We start from the raw sequence: 17,467 nt of genomic DNA, 5'->3' as shown, positions 1-17,467 counted from the left end.
TTTTCCACCCCACACAAAACCACGGCACCCGGTACGGTCTGTGCTTTGCTGTTGGGGTCGATACATTCACGGCGCGAGGGCGCCCGGGGAGCAGGCATGCTGGAAAGGCTGTTTCAACTAAAAGCACACAACACCAACGTGCGCACCGAGATTCTCGCGGGCGTCACCACCTTCCTGGCCATGGCCTACATCCTGTTCGTCAACCCGAGCATCCTCGGCGAGACCGGCATGGACAAGGGCGCGCTCTTCGTCGCCACCTGCCTGGCCGCGGCCATCGGCTCGGTGACCATGGGCATCATCGCCAACTACCCGATCGCCCTGGCGCCGGGCATGGGCCTGAACGCCTTCTTCACCTACACCGTGGTCCTGCACATGGGCCACACCTGGCAGGTGGCGCTGGGCGCGGTGTTCCTTTCCGCGGTGCTGTTCTTCCTGCTGTCGATCTTCCGCATCCGCGAATGGATCGTGAACAGCATCCCGCTGCCGCTGCGCTCGGCCATTGCTGCCGGCATCGGCCTGTTCCTGGCGCTGATCGCCCTGCATAACGCCGGCATCGTCGTCGATAACCCGGCCACCCTGGTGGGCCTGGGCGACCTCAGCAAACCCGCGCCGATCCTCGCCACCCTGGGCTTCTTCCTGATCGTCGCCCTCGAGTCGCTGAAGGTTCGCGGCGCCGTGCTGATCGGTATCCTGGCGGTGACCGTGGCCGCGATCGCGCTGGGCGTCACGCCGTTCGGCGGGGTGGTCTCGATGCCGCCATCGCTGGCCCCGACCTTCCTGCAACTGGACATCGCTGGCGCCCTGGACGTCGGCCTGATCAGCGTGATCTTCGCCTTCCTGTTCGTCGACCTGTTCGACAACTCCGGCACCCTGATCGGCGTGGCCAAGCGCGCCGGCCTGATGGGCAAGGACGGCCACATGCCGAAGATGGGCCGCGCCCTGATCGCCGACAGCACCGCCGCCATGGCCGGTTCGCTGCTGGGCACCTCCACCACCACCAGCTACATCGAGTCGGCGGCGGGCGTGAGCGCCGGCGGGCGCACCGGCCTGACCGCCATCGTGGTCGCCATCCTGTTCCTGCTGGCGCTGTTCTTCGCCCCGCTGGCCGGCAGCGTGCCGGCCTTCGCCACCGCCCCGGCGCTGCTGTTCGTCGCCGTGCTGATGGCTTCGGGCCTGGCCGAGATCAACTGGGATGACGTTACCGAAGCCGCGCCGGTGGTGGTGACCGCCCTGGCCATGCCGCTGACCTACTCGATCGCCAACGGCATCGCCTTCGGCTTCATCGCCTGGACCGCCATCAAGCTGATCTCCGGCCGTCGCCATGACCTGAACCCGGCGCTGGTGATCCTGTCCATCCTGTTCGTCATCAAGCTGGGTTGGTTCCCCGCATGAGTGCTGCCTACGATCCCGCGCAATACGACGCGCAACTGGCGGCCAAGGCCGCCCGCCTGCGCGACCTGCTGGCCCCGTTCGACGCGCCGGAGCCGGCCGTGTTCGACTCGCCGCGCGGGCACTACCGCCTGCGCGCCGAGTTCCGCCTGTGGCGCGAGGGCGGCCAGCGTCACTATGCGATGTTCGCCCCGGGCGAGAAGCACAAGGCCATCCTGATCGACGACTTCCCGATCGCCAGCGAGCGCATCAATGCGTTGATGCCGCGCCTGAAAGCCGCCTGGCAGGCCAATGAAGACCTCGACAACCGGCTGTTCCAGGTGGAGTTCCTCACCACCCTGGCCGGGGATGCGATGATCACCCTGTGCTACCACCGCCCGCTGGACGAGGCCTGGGAGGCCGCCGCGCAGCAGTTGGCCGCCGACCTCGGTGTCAGCGTGGTCGGCCGCTCGAAAGGCAAGCGCGTGGTGATCGGCCGCGACTACGCGGTGGAGAAGCTCGACATCGCCGGGCGCACCTTCAGCTATCGCCAGCCCGAAGGTGCCTTCACTCAGCCTAACGGCGCGGTGAACCAGAAGATGCTCGGCTGGGCCTTCGAGGCCATGGGCGAGCGCCAGGACGACCTGCTCGAGCTGTATTGCGGCAACGGCAACTTCACCTTGCCGCTGGCCACCCGCGCCCGCCAGGTACTGGCCACCGAGATCAGCAAGACCTCGGTCAACGCTGCCCTGCACAACCTCGACGAGAACGGCGTGGACAACGTGCGCCTGGTGCGCCTGTCGGCCGAAGAGCTGACCCAGGCCCTGAACGAGGTCCGCCCGTTCCGCCGTCTGGAAGGCATCGATCTGAAGAGCTACGACTTCGGCACGGTGTTCGTCGATCCGCCGCGCGCCGGCATGGACCCGGACACCTGCGAGCTGACCCGTCGCTTCGAGCGCATCCTGTACATCTCCTGCAACCCGGAAACCCTGGCGCAGAACATCGCCCAGCTGCACGATACCCACCGTATCGAACGCTGCGCGCTGTTCGACCAGTTCCCCTACACCCACCACATGGAAAGCGGGGTGCTGCTGGTTCGGCGCTGACCCGCGACGACGCGGGGCCACCAGGGCCCCGCCGTTCGCTGCAAGGAGTGATGTGCCATTGGACCAGTTGAGCGCCATGCAGACCTTCCGCCGGGTCGTCGACCTCGGCAGCTTCAGCGCCGCCGCCCACCAGGCGGGCGTTTCCCACACCGTGCTGTCGCGCCAGGTGAAGCACCTCGAACGCCATCTCGGCACGCAACTGCTCAACCGCACCACCCGGCGCCTGCAAGTGACCGAAGCCGGGGCACTGTTCTATCGCCACTGCACGCGGATCCTCGAGCAGATGCAGGCCATGAACCTTGAACTGTCCGAGCATCAACAACAGCCCAGCGGCACGCTGCGCCTGGGTGTGGCCACTGCCTTTGGCGAGCTGGAGCTCGGACACTGGCTACCCGACTTCGTCGGGCGTCACGAGCGATTGCAGGTCGAACTGCATTGCAGCGACCGCTTCATCGACCTGCTGGAAGAAGACATCGATGTTTGCCTGAGGGTCACCGACCACCTGCCCGACTCCAGCCTGGTAGCCCGCAGGCTGGCGGACAGCGAGGTGGTGCTGGTGGCCGCTCCCGGCTACCTGGAGCGCCACGGCACGCCGACCACCCCCGACGCCCTGGCTGCCCACCCGCTGCTCGGCTACAGCCGCTTGCCGCACCCACAACGCCTGCAACTGACCGGCCCCGCTGGCGAGCGCCGTGAGTTGCTGATGCCCCAGCGCCTGAGCGCCAACTCACCGATGGCCCTGCGCGCGGCAGCGGTCGGAGGGTTGGGGATCGCCAGCTTCGACCGCTTCATCGCCCACGATGCCTTGCGCGACGGGCGCCTGGTGCCGGTGCTGGCGGATTGGTCGCTGCCCTCGCGCACCCTATACGCGGTCTACCCGCAAAGCCGCTATGTGGCGCCCAAGGTACGGGCGCTGCTCGACTACGTGCAGGCGTACTACGCAGAGCCGCGATGGTAAAACTTATTTGTGCTTTAAGCGCACAAGACATGGCAAATTTAAGACGTATTTGTGCACAACTTGATTGTTTAACCTTCGCCCATTGTCACTTGGCGAAGGAGCCTCCCCATGAAAGCACTGCACACGATTTTCGCCGGCCTCACCCTGGCCACTATTACCGCCACCGCCAGCGCCGCAGGCGACACCCTGAGCTCGGTCCCTGACAGCGCCGCGCTGAAATGGCAGCAGGTGCCCGGCACCCACGGCGCGGTGAGCTACGCCAATGTCGAAGGCGACCTGTTCGGCAAGGGACCGTACTCGGCCTACGTAAAATTCCGCAAAGGCACCGACAATGGCCTGCACACCCATAGCCAGACCCTGCCGACCCTGGTGTTGAGCGGAACCTTCTACGCGGTCATCGATGGCAAGCGGGTGGAGTACCCGGCAGGTGCCTACTACAAACTGCCCGCCAACCTCGTGCATGAAAGTGGCTGCACCGCGGCGGCCGATTGCCTGCTGTTCCAGTACCAGGCCGGTGCCTTCGATCTGAACCCGGTCAAAGGCTGAGCCTGGGCAACGTGCTTACTCGCTGACCTGGAACTCCACCCGCGCCGTCTCGCCGCTTTCATCCAAAGCACTCAACTCGATGCGCCCGGCCTGCTCGAAACTTACCTGCAGGCTGTCCTGCCCTTGGGTTTCGCCCAAGGGTTGGCCATTGAGGAACCACCAGCGTCGCCCCGCCCCACCCAATGCCGACACCCGCACCTGCAGCGGATCATGACTGGTGGCCGGGCGGCGCAGGCTGTCGCCGGCCCGCACCCCGACGATCGACAGCGGTGGCGCGCTGGCCGCCATCCGCGGTGGGCAGGCAGGGTCGACAGCCGGCAGTCGCGCTGCCCGGCGTTCGGCGCTGGGCAACCACGGTTCGAGCGGGGCCGGCCACAGCGCGACGTCATGGGCCTTGGCACCGGGACAAGAGGCATCGACACGCAAGCCACGCTCGTTGAGCCACACCGTTTCGCGCAACCCCAGCCCCAGCGGCTGGTCGGCAGCCTGCAAGGTCGGTGGCGTGGTGGCGTCGAGGGTCCAGGCGAAACGTTGCCGACGGCAGTTCGGGTCCTGACGGTTCATCGGCTGGCCCAGCGGCCAACAGATCGCCGCCACCCCGACCGAATCCGGCACCGGCTCGACCGGCACTTCGATGCCGCGTTGGCTGTCGCGGTTGCTCAGCAGGTCATGCACCTGCAGCATCAATGGCGCCGCCGAGGCCAGGCCGAACTGGCCCGGCACCGGTGTGCCGTCGGGGCGGCCGATCCACACGCCGATCAGGTAGCGCGGGCCGACGCCCACCGACCAGGCATCGCGAAAGCCGTAGCTGGTGCCGGTCTTCCAGGCCAATTGTGGACGCTGCACCAGCTCGGCGTGGGGGTCTCGGTCCGGCCGCGCCAGGCCGCTGAGAATGCGCCGGGTGATCCAGGCCGACCCCGGCGACAGCAAGCGGCGCTCCATCAGCGGGTCCTGAGGTTGCAGGCGTACCTGCGCGCTCAACCCTCCACGAGCCAGCGCGGCATAGCCACCGACCAGATCCTCCAGGCGACTGCCTGCGCCACCGAGGATCAGCGACAGGTTCGGCTCGGCCAGCGGCGGCAGCACCAGCGGCATCCCGCCCATGCGCATCTGCGCGGCGAAACGTTTCGGGCCGTAGGCCTCGAGCAGTTGCACCGCCGGCAAGTTGAGCGACAGCGCCAGCGCCGAACTGGCCGACACCGGGCCACTGAAACCCATGGAGAAGTTGCCGGGGCGGTAGTCGCCGTAGCGCCGAGGCACATCCTGCAACAGCGACTCGGAGTGGATCAGGCCGTCGTCCATGGCCATGGCGTAGAGGAACGGCTTGAGGGTCGAGCCGGGCGAACGCAGGGCGTGGATCATGTCCACGTGACCGAAGCGGCGCTCATCGTTCAAGTCGATGGAGCCGAGATACGCGCGCACGGCCATGCTCTGGGTCTCGACCACCAGCAACGCCGCCGAGGTGCGCTCGGGCAGGCGGGCACGCCAGCCCAGCAGCAGGTCTTCGAGGCGCCGCTGCAAGGCGGCGTCCAGGGTGGTGCGGATCAGTGGCGGGCTGTTCGGGGTATTCAGGCGCCGGGCCAGCAGCGGCGCCAGCGCCGGCTCCTGACGTGGCGCCAGCAACAGCGGCTCCTCACGCGCCTCGTCGATGCGCTGGGCTGGCCACACCTGGTACTCGGCCAGGCGCTGCAGCACCTTGTCCCGGGCACGCTGGGCGCGTTCAGGGTGGCGGTCCGGACGCAGCCGGCTCGGCGCCTGAGGCAGCACCGCGAGCAGCGCGGCTTCGGCCGGAGTGAGGTGTTTCGGCGACTTGCCCAAGTACGCCCAACTGGCCGCCGCCACGCCCTGCAAGGTGCCGCCGAACGGCGCCCGGTTGAGGTACAGCTGCAAGATCTCGTCCTTGGACAGGTGCCACTCCAGCTGCGCCGTGCGCCACAGCTGGCGCAGCTTGCCGGGCAAGGTGCGGTCGTGCGGGTCGAGCAGGCGCGCCACCTGCATCGACAAGGTGCTGCCGCCGGACACCACCCGCCCGCCACGCAGGTTGAGCCAGGCGGCCCGGGCCAGGGCCATGGGGTTGACGCCGGGGTGATGATAGAACCAGCGGTCCTCGTAGGCGAGCAGGGCTTCAAGGTACAACGGCGAGACTTCCTGCGGGCTGACCGGATAGCGCCACACGCCGTCGGCATCGGCGAAGCGCCACAACGGTGTGCCGTCCTCGGCCAGCACCACCCGCGCCAGGTCGTCGCCCGGCATGGGCAATGGCCAGATACGGTCGGCCAGCCACAGCAGGGCCATGCCCAGCAGCACGCCGACGGCGACACGCCGCAACAGCCTGGTCAGGCGCGAGCGCGCTAAGCTTGGCATCGGGAACCGACCGGGCCAGGTGATGGCCAAAGGCTGGGAATCGCCGATTCGTTGATCAGGAAGCGACTATGCATGTAGAAGGTTTTTTCGAATGGCTGGGCCAGGCACTGGGTTCGGTGATCCGGTTCATCGTCGATGGCTTGAGCGGGTTGTTCAACCTGCTGGCCAACGCCGGTGGCAATTTCATCGATGGCCTGGCGCGCACGCTGGGAATGGACACCTCGCTGGTAAGCATCCTGGCGCTTATCGTCGGCCTGATGTTGCTGTACTCGGCGGTCCGCGCATTTATGCGCGCATCGATCATCCTCGGGATCATCTGGGCGTTGCTGGGGTTGTGGGTGTTGAGCTGGGTGGTGCATTGAAAGCAGCTGCAAGCTTGGAGCTGCAAGCGGCAAGTTGAAAGCAGCCTGCATCGACTGCTTTCTCTTGTAGCTTGCAGCTTGAGGGTCAGCGAGCTCTTACAATCATCTCACCCTGGCTATCACCAATCGCCTGCAGGTTGGGCCGGTACATCGACTCCACCTGCGGTGGCGGAATGCGGTAGCTGCCCGGTGTCACCGCACGGGCCAGGTACAGCAGGTGGGTAGTGCCGTAGCTGTCGAGCTTGAGCGCGGCCACGTAGCGGTCGTCGCGATACTCCTGGTGCGCCACGCTGGCGTTCTGCATCGACTCGCGCCACTGCTTCACCGCGCTGCTGGCGTTGTCCAGGCTGGCGGCGCTCTGCGCCAGGTTCTGGTTCTCCAGCTCCAGGCCTGCCGGCAGCAGGTCCACCACCAGGGCGTCGGGCACTTGGTCCTGGGCCTTGAGCGCCAGGTGCACCAGCACCAGGTCACCGCTGCGCAGGTTGCGCACATCCAGCGTCTGGCCATTCATGCCCAGGTACTCGCGGCGGATTTCCATGCCATTGCCGCTGGCGACCGGAGCATGGCGCGGGTAGCCGGACAGGGTCAGCTGCTGGTACAGGGTCTCGCCACCCTGGTTCTGCACGGTCAATGGCGAGGCCAGCAGCGGGCCCTCGAGCTTCATGCCCGAGTCATTGTTGTCGAACTCGCGGACCTCTCCGGCGCTGTCCAGGCGGGCCTTCCAGTTGCCCTCCGGCTTGCCCAGCAGGCCACGGCCGGCAAGGAACAGCGCGTTGCGCTCCTGGGTGGACAGCCAACGGTTGGCGGCCAACTCGTCGGACAGGCCGAACAGGCGCTGGTCGACCTGATTGGCGGCCAGGTTGTTCTCCTGCAGCAGGGACAGGATCAACGCCTGGTCACGCAGGGCGCTGCCGTAGTCGGCCAGCCAGCCTTTGCCGCGGGTGACCGCCAGGCCCGCCTGCAGCGCCTGCTGCGAACGCTGCTTGTCGCCCATCTTGTCCAGCGCCACCGCCAGTTGCACCAGCGGCAAACCGGAGCGGGCGTCGGCGCGACGCTCGAACAGGCTGCGCAAGGCGCCCAGCGGCGCCTGTTGGCTGCGCGCCAGCACCAGGCCGGCGTAGGCCTGCACGGCGAAGCGGGTGTGGTCGGCGTTCTGGCTGTAGTCGACTTCGATCAGGTTGCGCTCCTGCACATAGCGCAGCAGGCGCTCGCTGGCCTTCTTCAGCGCCTCGGCCGGTACGCCGTAGCCTTGCTCGCGGGCGCGCAGCAGGAAGTCGGTGACGTAGGCGGTCAGCCAGTATTCCTCCTCGCTGTCCGAGCTCCACAGGCCGAAGCTGCCGTTGTAGCGCTGCATGCCCAGCAGGTGCTCGATGCCCATCTCGATCTTGCGCTTGCGCACATCGGCCGGCTCACCCTTGATGCCCAGGCGCTTGAGGCTGTCGGCATCGGCATACAGCGACGGGTACAGGCCACTGGTGGTCTGCTCCAGGCAGCCGTAGGGGTAGGCTTCCAGGGCGCGGATCTGCTCGGCAAGGTTCAGCGGTGGGCGGCTCGACAACGCCAGGCTGGCCTCCAGGCCCGCAGGCTCGAACTCGGCCAGGTCGCTGTCGGGCAGGCTCCAGGGCTGGTCCTTGAGGGCCACGCGGTAGTGCTTGAGCATCGCCGGGTAGGCCGGGCGAATACCCAGGGTCCACTCACGCTCGAAGGTACTGGCCGGCTCACCCGGCAGCTGCAGGCCGTTGACCTGCACGCGGACCTTGCCCTGGCCCAGGCCACCCTGGGCCTGCACCGGAATCATCAGGGTGGTGCGCTGACCTTCGGCGAGGCTGAAGTTCTGCTGCGCGCCACCGACCAGGCTCAGTTGGCCTTCGCTGGACACCTGCACGCTCAGTTGCTGATCGCGGCCGGACAGGTTGGCCAGGTCCAGCGCCAGGCGGGTCTGGTCGCCACCGGCGAGGAAGCGCGGCGCGGACAGCTCGGCGATCAGCGGCGCGGCGACCACGGTCTTGCCTTCGGCCATGCCGAAGTGTTCCTCGGTCCAGGCCTGGGCCATCAGGCGCAGTTCACCGTTGAAGTCAGGGATATCGACGCTGGCCTGGCCCTCGCCTTTTTCATCGAGGGTGACCGGCAGGCTCTGCTGGGCAACGATGGTCACCGTGGTGTTCGGGCGCTTGCCGCCCTTGGCCATGGCGGCGTCACCGCCGAAGGCCAGGCTGGCCAGGCGGCCCTGGCCGGCTTCGATCAACTGGCCATAGATGTCCAGCTGGTCGGCGCCATAGGCCTTGCGGCCGAACAGGCTGGCGAACGGATCGGGGGTCTTGAAGTCGGTGATGTTGAGGATGCCCACGTCCACCGCCGACAACAATACATGCACCTGCTTGGGCACGCTGCCATCGGCGTTGACCGCCTTGACCTTGACGGTCAGCGGTTGCTTGGGCCGCATTTTCTCCGGTGCCTGCAGCGACACGGCCAGCTTGCGCTCGGCGCGGTCCAGCGGCAGGTGCAGCACGCCCACGGCACGTTTCGGCGTGGCGTTGGCCTTGCGCTCACCCGGGCGGATCACCAGGGCGCTGATGTACAGGTCGTGGCGCGCCCACTTCTTGTCCAGTTCGACATCGAAGGTCTTGCCCTCGGCCGGCACCTCGATTTCCTGCCACCACAGCGGGCCGTCGGCGGACTCGATCATCAGGTAGCCGCTGCCGGCGGCCGGCGGGGTGACGGTGACCTTGGCGGTGCCGCCTTCCTTGAAGGCTGGCTTGTCCAGGGCGATCTTCACCTGGTCGGGGCGCACGGCGCCGCCCTCGGCGTTGTCCTGGGCGCGGTAGCCGGCCCAGAAGCGGGCGCTGGAGACCAGACCGGTCTGCGGGTCTTCCACCTCGACGCGGTACGGGCCCCACTCCACCTGGAAGTTCAGCTTGGCGGTGGAACCTGCCTTCACGCTGACGGTTTCTTCAGCCTGGGTGAGGAATTTCTCGTTGTAGTTGTAGCTCCAGCCATCGCTCTGCGAGTAGTTCCAGTAGTAGTCGCGGCGCTCGCGGATCAGCCGTACCTTCAGGTTGTCGGCGGCCAGTTTCTTGCCGTTGCGGTCAGCCACCAGGAACTCGAACTCCACCGGGCCGTCGCCATCGGTTTCTTCGCCGTCGAACAGGCCGCGCAGGCCCGGCAGGCGCTCGGCTGGCCAGATCGGCTGCTCCAGGCGCCGGGTGATCGGCCGACCACCGGACTCCTGCAGGCTGGCTTGCACGGTCAGTTGCAGCGGCGAGCGGGCTTCAGCCCAGCGACTTTCGATGTCGATGCGGGCCTTGCCGTTCTGGTCGAGGGTGACTTCGTCCAGTTCCAGGTCCTGGTTCAGCTCGGTCTCGGTGACCGCGCCGAACTGATAGCCCGGCAGCGCCTTCACCGCTTCACGCAACGGACGCACGTAGGCCTGGCCACTGAGACGGTTGCCGGCGGCGGGCGCACCATAGAGATAGCGACCATTGACCTGGATCGTGGCGGTCTGGTCCGGCGCCAGCGGCGCGGCACTGCCTTTGAGCTCCAGCGCCAGGCGCTCGGGGAGGAAGTCCTCGACAAGGAATTCGTAGACCTGCTTGCGGCCACCGCCCATGTCGAGCAGCAACTGCCAGCGGCCGGTCGGCGCTTCGCTGGCCAGTTGCAGCTGGTACTGGAACAGGCCGTTCTGGTCGGCCTCCCAGACGAACTTGCGGCTGACCTGCTCATCGGGGCGGCGTACTTCCACGTTCACCGGCTGGGCCTTGACCGGCTTGCCATCCTGGTCGCGCAACAGGCCGTTGAGCAGCACGGTCTCGCCTGGGCGATAGAGGTCACGGGGGCCAAAGATGAAGAACTGCAGCGGGTTGGCCTGGGGCCCGGTGATGTCGAACTCGGCCAGGTCCAGCGCCGCGGTGTTCAGGCGCAACAGGGTGGTGTGCACACCCTGGGTGGCGATCAGTGTATCGGCCTTGGCGGTGATCGGCAGCTGCGCATGGCCGTCGCCGTCGGTCTTGGCCTGGGCCAGCAGCTTGCCCTTGTCGTCGTGCAGCTCGAGGGTGACGTCCTTGAGCGCCTTGCCGCCCTCGAGGGCCTGGGTGAACACGTCCAGGCGATCGCGATAGCGGTGCGCCGAGACGCCGATGTCACTCAGGGTGAACAGGGTCGCCGGCTGCGAGTAGTCATAGGTGCCCGAGGCACGCATCACCGCCAGGTACACGCCTGGCTCCTGCAACGGCTTGATCCCAGCGATCGGCAACAGCACGGTTTCGCGGGTATTGCGCGCCGGGTTGAGGTCGAAACGGCCGCTGTAGACCAGCTCGGCCATCTCCAGGGTTTCCTTGGACTGGTAGTAGTACAGGCTGCTGTTGCGCCCCCAGTTGACCAGGAAACTCGAGAGCATGTCCGGCTTGATGCGGAAGAACTCGACATCGACCTTGTCGACGTTCAGGGCAATCACCGGCAGGCCTTCGGCCAGGCGCGTGGGCAGCAGCGAACCGCGGCTGGCGAAGCCCACCGTGGCCTGCATGTCGCGGGTCTCGAAGCGGCTGACCGATTCGGCCTGCAGCTGGTTGCCGTTGACCGAGAGCAGGCCCTTGTCGATGGTCAGGACCATCTTGCGCTGCGGCTCCAGGTGGCGCAGGCGCAGTTCCATCTGGTTGTCGGAGAGTTCCCAGGCGCCGTCGACCTTGCCCTTGACGGTGTCGATCAGGTGCAACTTGCCGGCGAAGTCCTGGTTGGCGTCCAGCGGCGCGGAGACGCTGACCGACAGGGTGCTGGCGCCGTCGAGCTGCACTTCCGAGACGTCCAGCACGGTCAACTCGCGGCCGGCATAGCGCTTGGCGAGCACTGCCGGATCTTCGCGCTTGGCCGTCCGGGTTTCGACGGGCGCGACGGCAGCGGCGTCAGCGGCAGTCGCCGATGGCTTGTCCGGGGTGGAAGAATCACAGGCACTGAGCAGGGCCAGCGCGCAGGCCAGCAACAATCCTTTGTTGAGCATTTGAGAGAGAACTCTTCGGCAGCGTGTACGTGAGGGGGGCAACTATAGCGCAACGGCTCGAGGCTTTCCTGGCGATGCGCGGCAAGTGAGACCGTGTTCGCGCCAATAGGTTGCCGGGCCGGTACAATCCGTTGCGCAATCACGCAGGAGCCCGCATGTCTTCACTGTCCACCGCCTGGCGTAACCGCTCCACCCACCACAAGGTCTGGGCCCTGGCCGCGCCGATGATCCTGTCCAACATCTCGGTGCCGCTGGTGGCGCTGGTCGACAGCACGGTGATCGGCCACCTGCCCCATGCCCATCAGTTGGGCGCGGTGGCCGTCGGCGCCACGCTGTTCACCTTCATGGTTGGTCTGCTGGGCTTCCTGCGCATGGGCTCCACCGGCTTCGCCGCCCAGGCCGCCGGCCGCGCCGACGGCGCCGCGCTGCGCCAGGTGCTGGTGCAGGGGCTGCTGCTGGCGCTGGCTTTCGCCGTGCTGATCGGCCTGCTGGCCCTGCCCTTCAGCCAGCTGGCACTGCAGGCGATGCAGCCCAGCGAGGCGTTGCATGCCTCGACCGAAGCCTTCTTCCACACCCGCCTGCTCGGCCTGCCGGCAGCACTGGCCAGCTATGCCCTGGTCGGCTGGTTCCTCGGCACCCAGAACGCCCGGGCGCCGCTGGCGATCCTGCTGACCACCAACCTGCTCAACATCGCCCTGAACCTGTGGTTCGTGCTTGGCCTGGACTGGGGGGTAGTCGGCTCGGCGCGGGCCTCGGTGATCGCCGAATGGAGCGCTGCCCTGCTCGGCCTGGCCCTCACCCGCCCGGCCTTGCGCGCCTACCCCGGGCAGGTCGCCTGGGCCGCGTTGAAACGCTGGCAGAGCTGGCGGCCACTGCTGGCGGTCAACCGCGACATCTTCCTGCGCAGCCTGGCCCTGCAACTGGTGTTCCTGCTGCTCACCGTGCAGGGTGCGCGCCTGGGCGAGGCGACGGTGGCGGCCAATGCCCTGCTGCTCAATGGGCTGATGCTCACCGCCTATGCCCTCGATGGCCTGGCCCATGCGGTCGAGGCCCTGTGCGGCCATGCCATCGGCGCCCGTGACCGCAGTGCCCTGAAGCAGGCACTGGTGGTGGCCTGCGGCTGGTCACTGATCGTCAGCCTGGTGTTCGCCGTGCTGTTTTTACTGGGTGGGCACCTGTTCATCGACCTGCAGACCGACATTGCCAGTGTGCGCGAAGCCGCGTATCCCTATCTGCCTTATCTGGCGGTACTGCCATTGGTAGCCGTGTGGAGCTACCTGCTCGACGGCCTGTTCATCGGCGCGACGCGGGCACGCGAGATGCGCAATGCGATGCTGCTGTCGGTGGCGGTCGCGCTGCCCCTGGCGCTTGCCATGCGCGGGTTCGGCAACCATGGGCTGTGGTGGGCGTTCCTCGGCTTCATGATGCTGCGGGCGGTGACGCTGGGGTGGCTGGGGTGGCGTTTGCAGCAGCGCGACCGCTGGATTCGCTGAGAGCGGCGCCGCTTTGCAGCGCTGCGTCACGAAACCAGGAGAAAGCCCTCACCTGCCCCCTTGCCTGCGCCCGGCCTGATTCCCCACAATCGCGGCCATGCCGCACCATGACAGGGAATTCGCCGTGCCATCCATCTACCAGCTCAAACCCCGCTTCCAGGCGCTGCTGCGCCCTTCGGTGCAACGCCTGTACGAGCGTGGCGTCACCGCCAACCAGGTCACCGTCGCCGCCGCGGCGGTCTCCATCGTCCTTGGACTGCTGCTCGCCTGGCAGCACCAGGTCACCTGGCTGTTCATCCTGATACCGCTGTGGATGCTGCTGCGCATGGCGCTGAACGCGGTCGACGGCATGCTCGCCCGCGAGTTCGGCCAGCAGTCCAGGCTCGGCGCCTACCTCAATGAACTGTGCGACGTGATCGCCGACACCGCGCTGTACCTGCCGTTCGCCCTGCTGCCCGGCGTTTCGCCGACACTGGTGGTGCTGGTGGTGGTGTTCGCCGTGATCAGCGAATACGCCGGGGTAATGGGCCCGCTGGCGGGCGCGTCACGCCGCTACGATGGGCCGATGGGCAAGAGCGACCGGGCCTTCGCCTTCGGCGTGCTGGGCACAGGCGTGGCGTTCGGGCTGCTGGCCGCGAGCTGGATCAATGGCCTTCTGCTGGTGATCCTGCTGCTCTCGCTCTATACCCTGTACAACCGGGTTCGCCACGGCCTGGCCGAAACCCGCTGAGCCCCTCGCTGCCGGACAAGGATATTCGCCATGCGCCAAGCGCAATCGCTGCATTTCTGCACCCATGACGGCGTCGAGCTGCACTATCGCCACTGGCCCGCCACGCGCAACGAGCATCAACCACGCCGCGCCGTGGTGATGTTCCACCGCGGCCACGAGCACGGCGGGCGCATGGCCCACCTGGCCGACGAACTGAACATGCCCGGTTATGATTTCTTCGCCTGGGACGCCCGCGGCCATGGCCAATCGCCAGGAGCACGCGGCGACAGCCCGGGCTTCGCCACAAGCGTGCGCGACGTGCAGACCTTCATCGAGCACCTCCAGGCCCAGCATGGCATCGCAGAACCCGATATGGTGGTGCTGGCGCAAAGCGTCGGCGCGGTGCTGATCGCCACCTGGGCCCACGACTATGCGCCCAGGGTGCGCTGCCTGGTGCTGGCCTCGCCAGCGTTCAAGGTCAAGCTCTACGTGCCCTTCGCCCGCCCCGGGCTGAAGCTGATGAAGGCCCTGCGCGGCAACTTCTTCGTCAACAGCTACGTCAAGCCGCGCCTGCTGACCCATGATCCGGAGCGGGTCATGTCGTATGTCGCCGACCCGCTGATCAGCCGGCCCATTTCGGTCACCATGCTGCTGGGCCTGTATGACGCCGCCGACCGCGTGGTGGCCGACGCCCAGGCAATCCAGGTGCCGACGCAATTGCTGATCTCCGGCGCGGACCTGGTGGTCGAGCGCAAGCCGCAGGAGCAGTTCTTCGATAGCCTGGGCAGCGCACGCAAGGAAAAGCACATCCTGCCCGGCTTCTTCCATGACACCCTTGGCGAGCGCGACCGTGCCCACGCCCTGGCGCGGATCGAACGCTTCGTCGAGCACTGCTTCGACGCGCCGCCAGCGCGCCCTTCCTTGTTGGACGCCGACAGGAGCGGCGCCAGCTGCGCCGAGGCCGAGAGCCTGGCTGCGCCGTTGCCACGCCATTCGCCACGCGACCTCTACTGGCGCGCCACCCGCGCCGGCCTACGGCTGGGCAAGGGCCTTTCCGAGGGGGTGAAACTGGGCTTCGACACCGGCTTCGACTCCGGCTCGACCCTCGACTACATCTATCGCAACACACCAACCGGCAAAGGCCGGTTGGGCGAGCTGGTCGACCGGAACTACCTGGACGCCATCGGCTGGCGCGGTATCCGCCAGCGCAAGCTGAACGTCGAGGAGCTGTTGCGCCTGGCCATCGCCCGGTTGCGCGAGCAGCAGCGTCCGGTCCATATCGTCGATATCGCCGCCGGCCATGGCCGCTATATCCTTGAGGCCTTGCAAGGCCTGCAGCAACTGCCCGACTCGATCCTGCTGCGCGACTACAGCGAGCTGAACGTGCAACAGGGCAACGCACTGATCAGCGAAAAAGGCTTCGGCGAGATCGCCCGCTTCGTCCAGGGCGATGCCTTCGATCGGCAAAGCCTGGCCAGCCTCACCCCACGCCCCACCCTCGCGGTGGTCTCGGGCCTCTACGAGCTGTTCGCCAGCAACGAGCTGGTCGGCAATTCGCTGGCGGGCCTGGCCGATGCCGTCGAGGACGGCGGCTATCTGGTCTACACCGGCCAGCCCTGGCATCCGCAGCTGGAGATGATCGCCCGCGCCCTGACCAGCCACCGCGGCGGCCAGGCCTGGGTGATGCGCCGACGCAGCCAGGCAGAGATGGATCAGTTGGTCGAGGCCGCAGGGTTCCGCAAGATCACCCAGCGCATCGATGAATGGGGCATCTTCAGCGTCAGCCTGGCGCAGCGGGTGCGCTGATGGCCCGTGAAACCGGGCTGATCCGCCGCGGCGTGCTCTGGCTGTTGCTGCTCGGACCGTTGTTTTTCCTCAGCTACGGCCTGGCCAACTCCTACACGGCAGGGCGCGACGATATCGGCAGCCTGGTGTTCGCCTGGGAACGGCACATGCCGCTGTGGCCGTGGACGATCATCCCGTACTGGTCGATCGACCTGCTGTACGGGTTGTCGTTCCTGCTGCCGCGTACACGTCGCGAGATGGACCGACATGCCCTGGCCTTGCTCACGGCACAGGTGATCTGCGTGGCCTGCTTCCTGCTCTGGCCGCTACGCTTCACCTTCGAGCGCCCCGAGCTGTCGGGGCTGTTCGGCTGGCTGTTCGATGTGCTGATGGGCTTCGACAAGCCCTACAACCAGGCGCCTTCGCTGCATATCGCGCTGTTGGTGATCATCTGGACGATGTTCACCCGCCATACGCGGCATCCAGCCTGGCGCTGGCTGGTGCACGGCTGGATGGGGCTGATCGGGCTGTCGGTCCTGAGCACCTGGCAGCATCACTTCATCGATGTACCGACCGGAGCGTTGGCCGGGTTCGTCTGCCTGTGGCTGTGGCCGCAACAAGGGCCGTTGCCCTGGCAGCAGGCGCGCCTGGCACGCGATCCCAAACGCTGGCGGCTGGCGCTGCGTTATGGACTGGGCGCGCTGGTGCTGGCGGTGCTCGGGTTCAAGCTGGGGCACACCGCCTTGTGGCTGCTCTGGCCTGCGGCTTCACTGCTGTTGGTAGCGTTGAACTATGCGCTGTTCGGGGCGCAAGGTTTCCAGAAAGGCAGCGATGGCCGGCTGTCGGTCGCGGCGACGGCATTGCTGGCGCCTTACCTGATTGCGGCCTGGATCAATTCAAGGCTGTGGACCTGGCGGCACCCGCAGGCGGATGAGGTGTGCGAGGGGGTGTACCTCGGGCGTGTACCGGGCGCAGGCGATGCGGTGCAGTTCCCGGCGGTGATCGACCTCAGCGCGGAGTTCGCCTGCCGGGTCCTCATCGCGGGGCAAGCGCGCTCCCACGAGCAGACGCCACAGGCTTCGCAGTCCTACCTGAATCTGCCGTCACTGGACCTGATCGCCCCTGACACGCAGACCTTGCAGCGAGCTGCCGAGGCTATCGAACACCTGCGCCAGCACGGCCCGGTACTGGTCTGCTGCGCACTCGGCTATTCACGCAGCGCCAGCGCGGTCGCCGCCTGGCTGGTGGTCAGCGGCCGCTGCAAGGCAATCTCGCATGCCGAAACACTGATCCGCCAGGCGCGCCCCGGCGTGGTATTGCATCCAGCCCACCGCCAGGCCCTGCGGCCGCTGGAGACACGGCCATGAACCTGCTCATCGTCGCCAGCCTGCTCGCCCGTGGTCGCCAACTGGAGCGCTGGTCCGACGGCATCACCTTGCTGGCCCTGGCCTGCAGCCTGGCGCCCATGCTGGGCGTACCGTTGCCAGCGCTGCCCCGGGTGTTCTGCGCAGCGTTGCTGGCGCTTGGCCTGGCACACAAGTACTGGGCCATACGCGTTGCCCTGGATGCCGAGCTGTTCGCCCGGCTCGCCACCCGCGACGACCTGCCCGCCGATACCCAGGCCCTGGACCGTGCCCTGTTCGAACTGCGCCTGAAACCGACCGCCGACGATCCACGCGGCTGGCCTGCGCGCAGCGAGGCCGCCCTGGCCCTGCTGCGCCGTCAGGCCTTGTGCCTGGCCGCGCAGGTGCTGCTCGCCGTTACCCTCCCCTTCACCGGATAACCC

General features: G+C 67.2%; 12 protein-coding genes. 10 read left to right on the top strand and 2 right to left on the bottom strand.

Translation table 11 applies throughout. The annotated features are described in order from the left end of the window. Positions 1-96 precede the first annotated feature (96 nt). The 4 genes from ACODS9_RS02210 to ACODS9_RS02195 all read left to right on the top strand — a co-directional run bounded on the left by ACODS9_RS02210 (position 97) and on the right by ACODS9_RS02195 (position 3,978). On the top strand, positions 97-1,392 hold the full coding sequence (locus tag ACODS9_RS02210) for an NCS2 family permease (protein WP_038707321.1): 1,296 nt from the start codon (positions 97-99) through the stop codon (positions 1,390-1,392). After that, positions 1,389-2,474, top strand: coding sequence for a tRNA (uridine(54)-C5)-methyltransferase TrmA (trmA, locus tag ACODS9_RS02205; protein WP_046857216.1), 1,086 nt, complete (start codon positions 1,389-1,391; stop codon positions 2,472-2,474). The genes ACODS9_RS02210 and trmA overlap by 4 nt, the downstream gene beginning before the upstream one ends. A 58-nt stretch (positions 2,475-2,532) precedes the next feature. Continuing rightward, positions 2,533-3,432 carry a LysR family transcriptional regulator gene (locus tag ACODS9_RS02200; protein WP_489093147.1) on the top strand — a complete coding sequence of 300 codons (900 nt, stop codon included), beginning with the start codon at positions 2,533-2,535 and terminating at the stop codon, positions 3,430-3,432. Between the two features lie 108 nt (positions 3,433-3,540). Then, positions 3,541-3,978 carry a cupin domain-containing protein gene (locus ACODS9_RS02195; RefSeq protein WP_489093146.1) on the top strand — a complete coding sequence of 146 codons (438 nt, stop codon included), beginning with the start codon at positions 3,541-3,543 and terminating at the stop codon, positions 3,976-3,978. Positions 3,979-3,993: 15 nt separating this feature from the next. On the opposite strand, the gene pbpC is transcribed toward ACODS9_RS02195, so the two are convergent. Next, complete coding sequence (gene pbpC / locus ACODS9_RS02190; RefSeq protein ID WP_489093145.1) at positions 3,994-6,342, bottom strand: peptidoglycan glycosyltransferase PbpC; 2,349 nt, start codon at positions 6,340-6,342, stop codon at positions 3,994-3,996. Between the two features lie 68 nt (positions 6,343-6,410). Here pbpC and ACODS9_RS02185 point away from each other — a divergent pair, with 68 nt between their 5' ends. Further along, complete coding sequence (locus ACODS9_RS02185) at positions 6,411-6,704, top strand: hypothetical protein (protein WP_023631497.1); 294 nt, start codon at positions 6,411-6,413, stop codon at positions 6,702-6,704. Between the two features lie 85 nt (positions 6,705-6,789). On the opposite strand, the gene ACODS9_RS02180 is transcribed toward ACODS9_RS02185, so the two are convergent. Further along, positions 6,790-11,694, bottom strand: a complete 4,905-nt coding sequence (locus ACODS9_RS02180; RefSeq protein WP_489093144.1) for an alpha-2-macroglobulin — start codon at positions 11,692-11,694, stop codon at positions 6,790-6,792. A 155-nt stretch (positions 11,695-11,849) separates the two neighbouring features. Between ACODS9_RS02180 and ACODS9_RS02175 the strand changes: the two genes are divergently transcribed. From ACODS9_RS02175 to ACODS9_RS02155, 5 genes are all read left to right on the top strand, one after another. Further along, positions 11,850-13,187 (top strand): MATE family efflux transporter, encoded by a 1,338-nt coding sequence (locus ACODS9_RS02175; protein ID WP_401111561.1) that lies wholly within the window; start codon positions 11,850-11,852, stop codon positions 13,185-13,187. 124 nt (positions 13,188-13,311) lie between these two features. Further along, positions 13,312-13,917 (top strand): CDP-alcohol phosphatidyltransferase family protein, encoded by a 606-nt coding sequence (locus ACODS9_RS02170; RefSeq protein ID WP_367857183.1) that lies wholly within the window; start codon positions 13,312-13,314, stop codon positions 13,915-13,917. 30 nt (positions 13,918-13,947) lie between these two features. Next, positions 13,948-15,702, top strand: coding sequence for a bifunctional alpha/beta hydrolase/class I SAM-dependent methyltransferase (locus tag ACODS9_RS02165; protein WP_489093143.1), 1,755 nt, complete (start codon positions 13,948-13,950; stop codon positions 15,700-15,702). Further along, entirely contained in the window at positions 15,702-17,048 is a 1,347-nt protein-coding gene (locus ACODS9_RS02160) for a phosphatase PAP2/dual specificity phosphatase family protein (protein ID WP_489093142.1), read from the top strand. The genes ACODS9_RS02165 and ACODS9_RS02160 overlap by 1 nt, the downstream gene beginning before the upstream one ends. Next, positions 17,045-17,464: a hypothetical protein gene (locus ACODS9_RS02155; RefSeq protein WP_489093141.1), complete on the top strand. Its 420-nt coding sequence runs from the start codon at positions 17,045-17,047 to the stop codon at positions 17,462-17,464. Before ACODS9_RS02160 ends, ACODS9_RS02155 begins: the two co-directional genes overlap by 4 nt. Positions 17,465-17,467 lie beyond the last annotated feature (3 nt).

The organism is Pseudomonas sp. FG36 (assembly GCF_057809275.1).
This window is presented reverse-complemented; position numbering and strand designations above follow the sequence as displayed.